At 62.4% G+C, this 12,634-nt stretch carries 12 protein-coding genes and 1 riboswitch; of the genes, 4 read left to right on the plus strand and 8 right to left on the minus strand.

What is annotated here, in order from left to right:
• Positions 1 to 39: 39 nt before the first annotated feature.
• A riboswitch (TPP riboswitch) is annotated at positions 40 to 160 on the minus strand.
• A 75-nt stretch (positions 161 to 235) separates the two neighbouring features.
• Complete coding sequence (locus tag JOE62_RS13650) at positions 236 to 487, plus strand: DUF4235 domain-containing protein (RefSeq protein ID WP_038991737.1); 252 nt, start codon at positions 236 to 238, stop codon at positions 485 to 487.
• A gap of 60 nt (positions 488 to 547) precedes the next feature.
• Here the strand turns inward: JOE62_RS13650 and mnhG are convergent, their stop codons facing one another.
• From mnhG to JOE62_RS13680, 6 genes are read right to left on the minus strand one after another with little or no spacing between them, the layout of a single operon-like run.
• A complete protein-coding gene (gene mnhG / locus JOE62_RS13655) occupies positions 548 to 949 on the minus strand; it encodes a monovalent cation/H(+) antiporter subunit G (RefSeq protein WP_204722758.1) in 402 nt (133 codons plus the stop codon).
• The gene (locus JOE62_RS13660) at positions 949 to 1,215 is read right to left on the minus strand and encodes an MrpF/PhaF family protein (RefSeq protein WP_204722759.1); all 267 of its coding nucleotides are present in this window, start codon (positions 1,213 to 1,215) and stop codon (positions 949 to 951) included. The genes mnhG and JOE62_RS13660 overlap by 1 nt, the downstream gene beginning before the upstream one ends.
• A 2-nt stretch (positions 1,216 to 1,217) precedes the next feature.
• Entirely contained in the window at positions 1,218 to 1,844 is a 627-nt protein-coding gene (locus tag JOE62_RS13665; RefSeq protein ID WP_338085797.1) for a Na+/H+ antiporter subunit E, read from the minus strand.
• An 11-nt stretch (positions 1,845 to 1,855) separates the two neighbouring features.
• Positions 1,856 to 3,457, minus strand: coding sequence for a Na+/H+ antiporter subunit D (locus JOE62_RS13670; protein WP_038991742.1), 1,602 nt, complete (start codon positions 3,455 to 3,457; stop codon positions 1,856 to 1,858).
• Entirely contained in the window at positions 3,454 to 3,903 is a 450-nt protein-coding gene (locus JOE62_RS13675) for a Na(+)/H(+) antiporter subunit C (protein WP_204722761.1), read from the minus strand. The genes JOE62_RS13670 and JOE62_RS13675 overlap by 4 nt, the downstream gene beginning before the upstream one ends.
• Positions 3,900 to 6,869, minus strand: coding sequence for a Na+/H+ antiporter subunit A (locus JOE62_RS13680; protein ID WP_204722762.1), 2,970 nt, complete (start codon positions 6,867 to 6,869; stop codon positions 3,900 to 3,902). Before JOE62_RS13680 ends, JOE62_RS13675 begins: the two co-directional genes overlap by 4 nt.
• Positions 6,870 to 7,095: 226 nt before the next feature.
• On the opposite strand from JOE62_RS13680, the gene JOE62_RS13685 reads away from it, so the two are divergent.
• Positions 7,096 to 8,415, plus strand: coding sequence for an MFS transporter (locus JOE62_RS13685; RefSeq protein WP_204722763.1), 1,320 nt, complete (start codon positions 7,096 to 7,098; stop codon positions 8,413 to 8,415).
• An 82-nt stretch (positions 8,416 to 8,497) separates the two neighbouring features.
• Here JOE62_RS13685 and dcd read toward each other — a convergent pair whose 3' ends face one another.
• Positions 8,498 to 9,079 (minus strand): dCTP deaminase, encoded by a 582-nt coding sequence (dcd, locus tag JOE62_RS13690; protein ID WP_038991749.1) that lies wholly within the window; start codon positions 9,077 to 9,079, stop codon positions 8,498 to 8,500.
• 188 nt (positions 9,080 to 9,267) lie between these two features.
• Here dcd and JOE62_RS13695 point away from each other — a divergent pair, with 188 nt between their 5' ends.
• On the plus strand, positions 9,268 to 10,128 hold the full coding sequence (locus tag JOE62_RS13695; protein WP_204722764.1) for a M15 family metallopeptidase: 861 nt from the start codon (positions 9,268 to 9,270) through the stop codon (positions 10,126 to 10,128).
• A 120-nt stretch (positions 10,129 to 10,248) separates the two neighbouring features.
• On the opposite strand, the gene JOE62_RS13700 is transcribed toward JOE62_RS13695, so the two are convergent.
• Positions 10,249 to 11,955 carry a fumarate hydratase gene (locus JOE62_RS13700; RefSeq protein ID WP_204722765.1) on the minus strand — a complete coding sequence of 569 codons (1,707 nt, stop codon included), beginning with the start codon at positions 11,953 to 11,955 and terminating at the stop codon, positions 10,249 to 10,251.
• A gap of 111 nt (positions 11,956 to 12,066) precedes the next feature.
• Here JOE62_RS13700 and JOE62_RS13705 point away from each other — a divergent pair, with 111 nt between their 5' ends.
• Positions 12,067 to 12,552: an SseB family protein gene (locus tag JOE62_RS13705; RefSeq protein WP_128471245.1), complete on the plus strand. Its 486-nt coding sequence runs from the start codon at positions 12,067 to 12,069 to the stop codon at positions 12,550 to 12,552.
• Positions 12,553 to 12,634 lie beyond the last annotated feature (82 nt).

The raw sequence follows: 12,634 nt of genomic DNA on the forward strand, positions 1-12,634 counted from the left end.
GGGGGGATGCACGGAATGAGGGCATGCTGCGCCTATCCGCATCCGAGATGCTCGACTTCCTTCGCCGGTACTAGCCGGGGCAGGTTCGAGGGTCTGCGATCCATCGCACTCTCAGCGTCCTGCGACTTCGTAGAAGTCTGACGCTCCCCTGTCGGAATAATTACTGCTCCCCCACCATACCGCAGGTATGCTGGGCAGAGGAACGATGTGTCACGAGCTTGATCGCGAGGAAAAAATGGATAAAGTGCAGAAACTTGTCACTACCGGCATCACCGTTGGCGCGGGCATGCTCGGTGGTAAGCTGGTTGATTTCATTTGGTTGAAGGCAACCGGCAGCAAGGCGCCACGCAAGGGCACCGAGGAAGCGGCTGAAGCGTCCTTCCGCCGCGCATTGGGCTTCGCGATCGTCTCGGCCCTGGTGGCAGCGATCATGCAGACCGTGGCCGACCGCAGCGCCAACAAGGTTGTTGCCAAGTTCACCAAATAGGCTTCGGCGGCAAGCCGAGAGCGGGAGCAGTTCAGCTGAACTGCTCCCGCTCTTTTCGCATTACTTGTCCTCTGGCCCTTCGGCCTTGGACATCGGTGTTGCTCCGGTGGGCGGTGAGCCATTGACCCTGTTGACCACAAGGCTGAGCTCATCGGAGAACAGGGTTTCCTTGGCCGCGTGCTTGGTGCGGTAGCCGGAACGGCCGATCATGTGGGCGGAAACCGGCGCTGTCAGCAGCTGCATGCCCCAAGCCAACGCGAGGACCGGGATGACCGCCCAGCTGCGCAGGTAGATGGCCAACCCGGCGAAGATCAGCAGGAAGCCGAGCACCTGCGGCTTGGTGGCCGCATGCATGCGGGTGAGCATGTCCGGGAAGGTCAGCAAGCCGATGCCTGCGATCAAGGACATCAGGCAGCCGAGGATCAGCAGGATGGCGACGAGGATATCGAGGAAGAGTTCCATTAGGCATTCCTCTGATCCGAGACGAAGCGCGAGACGGTCACAGAGCCGATGAAGCCGAGCATGCACGCGGCAACCACGAACAGCATGTAGTCGGTGTGCTCGTGCAGCACCATCTCCAGGCACAGGGCGGCGGAGATGATCAGCAGCATCACGTCCAGGGCAAGCACCCTGTCAAGGATTGATGGCCCCTTGGCAACCCGGATCAGGCAGGCGATGGCGCCCAGCCCGAGCATGATGCCGCAGATCCAGATGACGATATCCAGCATGTTTATCCCTTCCTCGCGACGAAGTCCGGTCCGCATTCGCTCTTGATCGCCTCGTACTCGTCACGGCTGCCGATGGCCATGATCAGCCGGCGTTCGATGTCCCGGATAGCTGCCCGTGCCTTCTCCACATCCTCCTGAGACTGGATGTTGATGTAGTGCAGGTACAGGGTCGAGGAGCTGCGGTCCACGTCGATCACGAAGGATCCGGGGATCAGCGTGAGCATGTGGCCCACGGTCATCACGATCAGGTCCGAGCCGGTGCGCAGCGGGACGGCGATGATCGCGCTGCGGGTGCTCTTTCCGCGTGCCACCGCCAGCCAGGCCACGTGGACGCTGGCCGCGACAACCTGTCCGAGGAACCAGATGAACAGCTTCACGCAGTACCAGAGGTTGATCCGGCCCGAAAGGACTACCGGCGGCAGCGGGAACAGGTTCACGATCACCAGGGCAATGACCGCCCCGAAGATCATGTTCGCCAGCGAGAAGTCCTGCCAGAGGGCGCCCCAGACGAAGAGCAGCAGCAGCAGGAGCGGCCACTCCTGCTTGAGTGTCGCACGGTGGCGCACGCCGGAGGTATCCAGCGCATCATCGATGCGCTGGTCGCGCGGTTCAAAGTTCTTGTTCGGCATCATCCCTCCAATCAGAATGGCAAGATCGAGCTGATATATGGTTCGCGTGCGATCAGCTCAGCGGCCACCCGCTCGCAGAATTCGAAGATCGGCCCGGCAAAGACGGTCAGGGCGATGCCCGCCAGCACCAGCGAACCGGTGGCATAGCGCATGCCCCAGGGCAAGGAGTCGGCTTCCAACTGCTTGGCCAGCTTCAAGCCCAGGCGCGGGTTCTGCGCGCCGCCGGCCAGCGTCTCGTCGGCGACCTGCGTCGCTTCGGCCACCAGCTCCTGGTTTGGCACCTCGGCATCGGCGGCACGGCGCCAGAACACGCGGGCCCACACGCGGATGATCGCCAGCAGGGTCAGCAGGCTGGTCAGCAGCCCGGCGCCGATCACGACCCAGGTCAGCGGGTCGGCGTCCTGCGCGGCAGCATGCAGCAGCCCGAACTTGCCCAGGAACCCGGAGAATGGCGGGATGCCGCCCAGGTTGATGGCCGGGATGAAGAAGAGCAGGGAGAGCGCCGGGGACAGCTTGGCCAGCGAACCGAGCCGGGTGACATTCGAGCTGCCGGCACGGCGTTCGATCAGGCCCGCCACCATGAACAGCGAGGTCTGCACGATGATGTGGTGGCCGACATAGTAGATGGTCGCGGCGATGGCCAGCGGCCCGCCCACTGCCACGCCGAAGATCAGGTAGCCGATGTGGCTGGTCAGCGTGAAGGAGAGCATGCGCTTGAAGTCCGTCTGCGCCAGCGCACCGAGGATGCCGATGACCATGGTCAGCGCGGACACCACCAGCAGGCCGGCGTTGACCGAGCCGCCCGGGAAGAGCAGGGTTTCGGTGCGGACGATCGCGTAGACGCCCACCTTGGTCAGCAGCCCGGCGAACACAGCGGTGACCGGTGCCGGCGCGGTCGGGTAGGAGTCCGGAAGCCACAGCGACAGCGGGAAGACCGCGGCCTTGATGCCGAAGGCGATCAGCAGCAGCACATGCAGGATCAGCTGCGGGCCCTGGCCCAATTCAGGCAGCTTCACCGCGAGGTCTGCCATGTTCACCGTGCCGGTGGCCGCGTAGATCATCGCGATGGCCATCAGGAAGATCACCGAGGAGACCACCGATACCACCACATAGGTGGTGCCGGCGCGGATGCGTTCAGCGGTGCCGCCCAGAGTCAGCAGCACATAGCTGGCGGTGAGCAGGATTTCGAATCCGACATACAGGTTGAAGAGGTCGGCTGCCAGGAAGGCGTTGGACACGCCGGCGAGCAGGATCAGGTAGGCCGGATGGAAAATCGACACCGGTCCGGGCTCATCGCCATCGGCCAGGCCCTGGCTGGTGGCGAAGAGCAGCACGGCGAGCGAAACAACCGTGGATACCAGCAGCATGAACGAGCTGAACCCGTCGACCATCAGCGCGATGCCGAAAGGCGAGTCCCAGCCGCCAATGTGGATGGCGTAGCTTTCCCCGCCCCACACGGCGGCGAGCATCCCGGCTTCGAGCACCAGGGTCAGGGTGAGGATGCCGATAGTGATCAGGCGCTGCATGCGGACCTGGCGGCGGGCCAGGAACGCGGCACCGGCGCCGAAGATCGGCAGCACCACAGCCAACGGGGCTAGATCCAGGAAATTCACTCTTCCCCCTCGCGCACTGGGCGGCCTTCTTCATCGACGAATTCGGTCGTGTCCTCAGCTACCGGCGAGTCCTCTTCCTCGTCGTAGGCGGTCTTCTGGGACACCTTGATATCTTCGGTGTCATCGGTGAGCTCATCGGCGCTGGTCAAGGTCCAGGACCGGTAGATCATCGCGAGCAGGAACGCGGTCACCGCGAAGGTAATCACGATCGCTGTGAGGATCAGCGCCTGCGGCAGCGGATCGGAATACTCGTCCGCAGGCAGGTCGGGGTTGAACAGCGGTGCCGCTCCCTTGCGGCCGCCACTGGTGAGGAGCAGCAGGTTGATGCCGTTGCCCAGCAGCATGATGCCCAGCAGCACGCGGGTCAGTGTGCGTTCGAGCACAAGGTAGAAGCCGGCAGCCAGCAGCACGCCGGTGACGACGAGGAAGGTGATATTCACGCTCATCGGCCAACTCCTGTCCGTGATGCCTGGATTTCATCGTGGCGGTCCACCGGGCTGCGGCCTTCGGACAGCGAATCGATTTCGCTGCCCAGGGAACGCAGCACATCCTGCACGAGGCCAAGGACCACCAGATACACTCCAATATCGAAAATCGTTGAGGAAACGAACTTATGCTCGCCGAAGAACCAGAATTCCAGGGCATAAGTGGTGAAGATTCCATCGCCCAGCAGCAGCGGCACGATGCCGGCCAGGCCGGCCAGCGCAATGCCGCCGCCAATCAGCATGCCCGGAGCGATGCGCATCGACTCGGACAGTTCCACGCGGCCTCCGGCCAGGTAGCGGATGGTCAGCGCCAAACCGGCAATCAGCCCGCCGGCAAAGCCGCCGCCTGGGGTGTTGTGCCCGGTCAGCAGCGTGTACACCGACATGATCAGCACGGTGTGGAACATCAGCCGGGTGACAACTTCGAAAATAATCGAGCGGCGTTCAGCGACGAGCGTGTTGCCGGCCATGAGCCAGTCCTGGTTGGAGCTGGAAGCGAAACGCCGGGCGATGCGCAGTTCGGTTTCCTTCGAGTCCTTGGTGCCGATGGCTTCGGAGCCGGCGTCGATGCTGCCCGGAGCCACGTGGTGGGCGCGTACCCGGTTGCCGAAGCTTCGTCCGGCGAAGATCAGCGACGCCACACCGGTGGCTGCCGCCGCCAGCACGGTAATTTCGCCGAAGGTATCCCACACGCGCATATCCACCAGGGCCACGTTGACGATGTTCTTGCCGAATCCGTCGTAGTAGGCCAGATCGGGCCAAGCCAGGGAAATGCGTGCCTCGGTGCGCGCGGCCATCATCGCGATGGCGATGTAGACGACCGTCAAGGCCAGTGAGATCGCCAGGATCGCCCGGCCCCATTTGATCTTGGTCAGTCCTACCCACAGCCGCTTGGGCAAGGCACGCAGGGCGAGCACGAAGGAGACCAGCACGATGGTCTCCACCAGCAGCTGGGTCAGTGCCAGGTCGGGGGCACCTTGCAGGGCGAAGATCGCGACCATGCCATAGCCGGTTACCGAAACCATCAGCACCGCCATGAAGCGCTTCGGCGCGGTAATGGCAACCACCGCACCGGCGATGATCACCGCACCGATCAGCAGCTGCGCCGGATGGTCGGCAATGATCCAGTTCGTCGGCCACGGGGTGTAGACGGTCAGCGCGATGGCCAGCGGAATCACCAGTACCACGGCCAGGATGACGCCCAGGTAAAAGGACAGCGAACCACGCTGGGTGCGACCGGTGATCCAAATGGCCACCTTGTCCAGCACGTTCACCGACATGCGATAGATTTCCTCGGCTGAGGTGATCATCCGGCGCAGCGGGGCGCCGGTGTCGGTGCGGTGGCGCAGCCAGAAGAAGCAGAGGCCCAGGCCCACGGAAATGGCACTCAGCCCGAGGGCCGCGTTGAAGCCGGCGAAGGGCAGCAAGTGCATCTTGCCCGGTCCGCCCTGCGCGGCCGACCAGTGGATGGCCAACGGCTCCACCAGCTGCGGGTAGAGCCCCAGGAACAGCGTTGCCGCCGACAGAACCAGCAAGGGGGCCAGGAAGATCAGCGTCGGGGCCTTGCACTGCAGCGCAGGCAGCTTCTTCTTCTTCACGCCGAACGCGCCGAAGAAGAAGCGCAGCGAATAGGCCATGGTCAGCGCCGCGCCGAGCAGGAGGCCGATGAGCGCCGCCAGCGACCACCCGGTATCCAGGTGCAGGACTGCCTCGTAGATAGCTTCCTTGGCGACAAAGCCGAACAGCAGCGGCACGCCGGCCATGGAGGCGGCGGCAATGCCGGTGGTCGTGGCCAGGATCGGCATGACCCGGCCCAAACCGGTGAGCTTGCGGATATCACGCGTACCGGTGTTGTGGTCGATGATGCCCACGCTCAAGAACAGCGTCGCCTTGAACAGTCCGTGCGCCAGCGTCATGGCCAGTGCCGCGAAGGCGGCTTCGTGGGTGCCGAAGCCGAAGACCGCGATGATGAAGCCCAGTTGCGAGACCGTGCCGAACGCGAGGATCAGCTTGAGGTCGTATTGCTTGAGCGCCCGGTATCCTCCGATGAGCATGGTCAGAATGCCGATGCCGACGGTCATGGGTGCCCACAGCGCGGTCTCGGCAAAGCCGGGGGCCAGGCGCGCGATCAGGTAGACGCCGGCCTTGACCATGGCCGCCGCGTGCAGGTACGCGGAGACCGGAGTCGGGGCCGCCATGGCCCCGGGCAGCCAGAAGTGGAAGGGCACCAGGGCCGACTTGGAGATCGCCCCAACGATGATCAGTGCCACCGCAACATCGGTGAAGGTCCCCATCGCCACCAGCGCATCGGCTGACGCCAGGATTTCCGACAGCTGGTAGCTGCCGGCCGCCGCGCCGAGCATCAGGATGCCGGCGAGCATCACCAGACCGCCGAGGGTCGTGATGATCAGCGCGTTCATGGCCGAACGGCGCGCGGTGATCAGGGCCTGGCTGAAACCGATCAGCAAGTAGGAAAGGACACTGGTGATTTCCCAGAAAATGAACATGATGATGATGTCATCTGCCGTCACCAGGCCGGTCATGGCCCCGGCGAAAGCTACCATCTTCGCCGCGAAGCCGCCGATCTGCGGATCATCATTCTTGAAGTAGCGGGCGCAATAGAACAGCACCAGCGCGCCCACGCCCAGGATCAGCAGCAGGATTGTCGCGGCCAAGGAATCCATGCGGAAATTCAGGGCGATGTTCAGCCCGGGAATCCATTCCATCTGAACTGATGGCGGCGCATTCGGCGCACCATTGGCCAGTGAATTGTCAGCGGAAAGCACCGCAGGCATGCGGGTCAGCAACCAAATGAATCCCACTGCAGGAACGACCGCCACAACGTAGAAACCGTTACGCTTCAGGGCCCTGAATATCAGTGGGCATAAAAGAGCGGTCACAAACAGCGCAGTGAGAATTATTAGCACGCATTTCCTCTGTCGGCTGGTGGTGGGCAGAGTATCCAGAACGCCGCAAAAAGCGTCTGCATCTGTAATTTTATCAGCCAGCAGCTGCCTGCCATTGCAGGAATGTGTCGTTTAAGGAATGTTCCCCGCGTTTTCCGCAATCAGCTGATTTTCTGAATCGCTCGATTTTCTCTAAAAATTCGTTCCTATTCATTTCCTGATTACCAGTTGCCGGTACGATGCGAGCATGAGAATCAATCAGGTCGAACCGTCAGCGATTCGCGAAAAGTGGCTTAATAGGTACACATGGGCCTGGGCCAGCTGGGACTGGGGCCAAGCGGCGATCAACGCGGTAATGATTACCTTCGTCTTCACCGTCTATCTGACCAGCGAGCTTTTTGGCGATACCGATCATGCTTCATTGGTGCTCTCGCAGGCACTGGCCATCGGCGGTTTGGCCATCGCCCTGCTGGTGCCAGTCACCGGGCTCCGGGCCGATGTTGCCGGACGGCGCAAGCTGTGGATCGTGGTCAACACGCTGATTCTAGTGGTGATCTGCGCGGTCTGCTTCTTCGTCTACCCCGACCCTTCCTACCTCTGGTTCGGCGCTATTCTCATCGCGGGCATGTCTGTCGTCGGCGAATTCGCCGGCGTGAACTACAACGCGGTGCTGAACCAGATTTCCACCAAGGCAACGGTCGGCAAGGTCTCCGGCTTCGGCTGGGGCATGGGCTATGTCGGCGGCATCCTTGCCCTCGCCTTGGTGCTCTTCCTGTTCGTGCAACCCATTGTGGAATGGCCGGGTGCCAATACCGATGAATCCCTGAACCTGCGCTGGGTGGCAATATTCTCGGCCGCATGGTGCCTGCTCTTCGCGCTGCCGCTGTTCTTCGTGATCCCTGAAGCACCGCCGAGCACGTCGAAGAAGATCCCGTTGGTTCAGACCTACAAGGTGCTGTTCAACAACATCAAGGAACTGTGGCGCAGCGACCGCAACCTGCTGTTCTTCTTGTGCTCGTCGGCCGTCTTCCGCGACGGGCTGGCAGCGATCTTCACCTTCGGCGGGGTCATTGCCGCCGGCACCTTCGGTTTCGAATTGACCGAAGTGATCATCTTCGCGATCGTCGGCAACGTGGTTGCCGCCCTGGGTGCCGTGCTTGGCGGCCGAGTCGATGACTGGGCGGGACCGAAGGCTGTCATTGTCGGTTCGCTCATCGGCCTGCTGGTGGCCGGCGCCGGCGTCTTCTTCTCGCCCGAAGCCACAGGCTTCTGGATCTTCGGCCTGCTGCTGTGCCTGTTCGTCGGACCGGCACAAGCAGCTTCACGTTCCTATCTCTCGCGCTTGATTCCCGAAGGGCGCGAAGGGGAACTCTTCGGCTTGTATGCAACGACCGGCCGCGCCGTGTCCTTCTTGGCACCTGCGCTGTTCGCCGGGGCCATCGCCATCGCCACCCCGCTGGTGGCATCCGGTGAAGCTCAGCGCTACGGCATCCTGGGCATCCTGGTGGTCTTGGCTCTCGGCCTGCTGCTGCTCCTGCCGATCCGCGCGCCGAAGAAGGCCACCTGAGCGAACCCGAGTGCAAACGGCGCTGGCTCCCAACAATCGTTGGGAGCCAGCGCCGTTTGCGAGATGACCAGGCGTGCTGTCGCTAGTTCTCGATGCTGGTTCGATGGAAGTTCAGGTGGCTGCGCGAAGCCGTTGGGCCGCGCTGGCCTTGGTAGCGGTTGCCGTAAGGGCCGGAACCATAAGGGTGCTCGGTGTCCGAGGTCAGCTTGAAGAAGCACAGCTGGCCGATCTTCGAACCGGGCCACAGCTTGATGGGCAGGGTTGCCATGTTGGACAGTTCCAAGGTGACGTGGCCGGAGAAGCCCGGATCGATGAAGCCTGCGGTGGAGTGGGTTAGCAGTCCGAGCCGTCCCAGGGAGCTCTTGCCCTCCAGACGGGCCGCCACGCCGTGGCCCAAGGTCACCACTTCATAGGTCGAGCCGAGCACGAATTCGCCCGGGTGCAGGATGAATGGCTCATCGGGGTCGACCTCGACCAGGCGGGTGAGCTCGTCTTGCTCCACAGAAGGGTCGATGTGCGCATACTTGTGGTTGTCGAAAAGCCGGAAGAACCGGTCAAGTCGAACATCCACGGACGCGGGCTGGACCATCGCCGGCTCGAAGGGCTCCAGCCCGATCTCACCTGACGCTATTTCTCGACGAATATCACCATCTGAATACAACACGGATATAAATTTATCCTGACTTTCCCCGGCAGCCGAACTATTGGGCCAAATATGTACGGTGAGTCGATTCCCGCGGGCGCTTCCTGTTCACCCGCTGGTGGCGGATTTCTCACCAAATACCCAGTGTTTCCAGCTATCGTTAAGTTGGGTTTCCCATCATCGCTCCGCAACACAAGGGTTTATTCAAGATGCGTCTAGCCTCCGCGCTGACTGGCACCGTTCTCGCCTCGGCACTGCTGCTCTCCGGCACCGCCGCATTCGCTGCGCCGGCTGAGGATCTGCCTGCGGTGGAGAGCTCGCAGCTGACGAAGGCATCGAGCCCCTTGGCCCTGATCAACCCCAGCACGAAGCTTTCGCCAGAAGACTACGTTCCAGGCAAGCTGGTGAGTGTTGCCGGCAGCTCGATGACCCTGCGACCTGAGGCAGCCAAGGCGGTCGAAGCGCTCATTGCCGACGCACGCGCCGCTGGCCACTCGATCAAGCTGCTCAGCGCCTACCGTTCCTACGAGCGCCAGGCGGTGCTGTTCAACCAGTACCAAGCCAAATACGGCACTACCTATGCCGAGCGCATTTCTGCACGCCCCGGGACCAGCGAGCACCAGCTCGGTTTGGCCGCAGATCTGGGCTACACCAACAGCCATGCCGAATTGAAGGCAGAGTTCGGCCAGACTCCGGCCGGTTTGTGGATCGCCGAGCATGCAGTGGAGTACGGCCTGATCATCCGCTATCCGCAGGGCAAGGAAGAGATCACCGGCTACAAGTACGAGCCGTGGCATGTGCGCTACATCGGAACCGAGCACGCCGAAGCAATGCTGGCCTCCGGCGCAGAAACCTTCGAGGAGTACCACCAGATGCTCGCCGACTCGATGGAGAGCGCCAAGCAACGCGAAGCCGAGGTTGCCATCGAGAAGGAACCGGCAAAGGCCAAGGACGAAAAGCCGAAGGAAGAATCCCAGAAGGCTGGCGAAGGTGTTGTCGTGGACGAGGACTTGCTGGTCCTGCGTTTCCTTCCGCCGTACCGCGACTGGGGCTTCGGCTTCACGCAGTAGCCACCCCGAGGCAGGATTCGCTGCCAAGCACGGACCTGGTTCCCGGCGACGGGACAAAGCAGCCGGAACTGGAAAAGGAGCCACCAGCTTTTTGCTGGCGGCTCCTAGCAGCTTGAAGTCCTACTTCGCGCGCACTGGGATGCCGGTGAAGGTCGGCTTCAGCGTCTCGGCAAAGAAGTCCTCGCCCTTGTCATCGACGACGATGAAGGCCGGGAAGTCCTCGACCTCGATCTTCCAGATCGCTTCCATACCCAGCTCCTCGTATTCGAGCACCTCGACCTTCTTGATGCAATCCTGGGCCAGGCGCGCGGCCGGGCCGCCGATGGAGCCCAGGTAGAAGCCGCCGTGGGTGTTGCAGGCATCGGTGACCTGCTTGGAGCGGTTGCCCTTAGCCAGCATGACCATCGAGCCGCCGGCAGCCTGGAACTGGTCGACATAGGAGTCCATGCGGCCTGCGGTGGTCGGGCCGAAGGAACCCGACGGCATGCCCTCAGGGGTCTTGGCAGGACCTGCGTAGTACACCGGGTGGTCCTTGAGATACTGCGGCATCTCTTCGCCGGCGTCCAGGCGCTCCTTGATCTTGGCGTGCGCGATGTCGCGGGCCACAACCAGCGGGCCGGTCAGCGACAGGCGGGTCTTGACCGGGTACTTGGTCAGCTCCGCCAGGATCTGGTTCATCGGCTTGTTCAGGTCGATCTTCACCACTGAAGAACCGCCGGTGCCGGTGACACCATCGGTCTCGTGGTCGTGGGCCGCAATAGCCGGGTGGGATTCGTCCGGCATGAAGCGGGCCGGATCGGTTTCCAGCTGCTCGACGAATAGGCCTTCCTCGGTGATCTTGGCCAGCATCTGGCGGTCGGCCGAGCAGGATACTGCGATGGCCACCGGCATCGAAGCGCCGTGGCGCGGCAGGCGCACCACGCGCACGTCGTGGCAGAAGTACTTGCCTCCGAACTGGGCGCCGATGCCGAAGTGGCGGGTCAGCTCCAGCACCTTGTCTTCCAGCTCGGTATCGCGGAAGCCGCGGCCGGTCATCGCGCCCTCGGTAGGCAGCGAGTCCAGGTACTTGGCCGAACCGTACTTCGCGGTCTTCAACGCCATCTCGGCGCTAGTGCCACCGATGACGATGGACAGGTGGTACGGAGGGCACGCGGCGGTGCCCAGCGAGCGCAGCTTCTCGTCGAGGAACTTCAGCATCGAGTTCTCGTTGAGGATCGCCTTGGTCTCCTGGTAGAGGAAAGACTTGTTGGCCGATCCTCCGCCCTTGGCCATGAACAGGAACTTGTAGCTGGTGTCAGCGCCGTCCTTGGTGTTCGCGTACAGGTCGATCTGCGCCGGGAGGTTGTTGCCGGTGGCCTTCTCTTCCCAGGTGGTGATCGGAGCCAGCTGCGAGTAGCGCAGGTTCAGCCGGGTGTAGGCGTTGTAGATGCCGCGCGAGAGCGAGATCTCGTCCTGCTCTTCGGTGAGCACACGCTGGCCGCGCTTGCCCATGACGATCGCGGTGCCGGTGTCCTGGCACATCGGCAGGATGCCGCCGGCGGCGATGTTCGCGTTCTTCAGCAGGTCCAAGGCCACGAACTTGTCGTTCGGGCTGGCTTCCTCATCGTCGAGGATGTTGCGCAGCTGCTGCAGGTGGGCCGGGCGCAGGTAGTGCGAGATGTCGTGCAGCGCGGTCTCGGCTAACTGCTCCAAGGCTTCCGGTGCGACCTTCAGGAAGTTCTTCCCGTCCGGGCCGGCGACAACCTCGACGCCTTCGGAGGAAATCTTGCGGTATTTGGTGGTGTCTTCGCCAATGGGCAGAAGATCCTCATAACGGAATTCAGGCATGCTCAGTCCTTGATTCAATCGTGGGTGCTCACCTGCCATTTTATGCCTTTACCCCGAATTAACCGCATTCGCCGTTTGCACCTGAGGGTTTATCGCGACATGCTGTAATGCATGAGCAACGAGAACGCCTCCGAAGCGCACGAGAACCAAAAGCCTGCCCAGGGCCCAGATGCGGTCATTGAAACCCCGATGGACAAGCAGCGGGCTCAGCCCAAAACGCACTTCGAGATGATGCTTCAGGCCGGGCTTAACAAACCCGAGCTCTCCGGTTCGGTCATCGGCGCTTTCATGAGTGCAGAGGTGTACTTCCTCTCCCGCGAAGAGGTCACCGGCGAGAACAAGAACGCCCAGCCGATGATGCTCACCAACCCTTCGGGCGAAGCGGTGGTAGCGGTCTTCACCACCCTGGAGCGCATCCCTTCCTCGTACATCGACATGGCACCCTACGGCGTGAAGGTCCAGGGCGCCACCGTGGTGCGCGCATTGGAGAACACCGGCTTCGTGGTGAACCCAGGCGACGAGCTCAGCTTCGAAGTCCCTGCTGATGGGGTGGCGATTTTGCGCGAACAGCTGCTCAACCAGAAGCGTCCGGAATAGCATTTCGTAACTTTTGCCACGATTTCCCGTGCCGTTTGCCGGTGCGCAAGATTCGTGGGATATGCTTTTGATGCCCGGGCCG

The sequence above is a fragment of the Glutamicibacter nicotianae genome (assembly GCF_016907615.1).
GTDB lineage: Bacteria > Actinomycetota > Actinomycetes > Actinomycetales > Micrococcaceae > Glutamicibacter > Glutamicibacter nicotianae.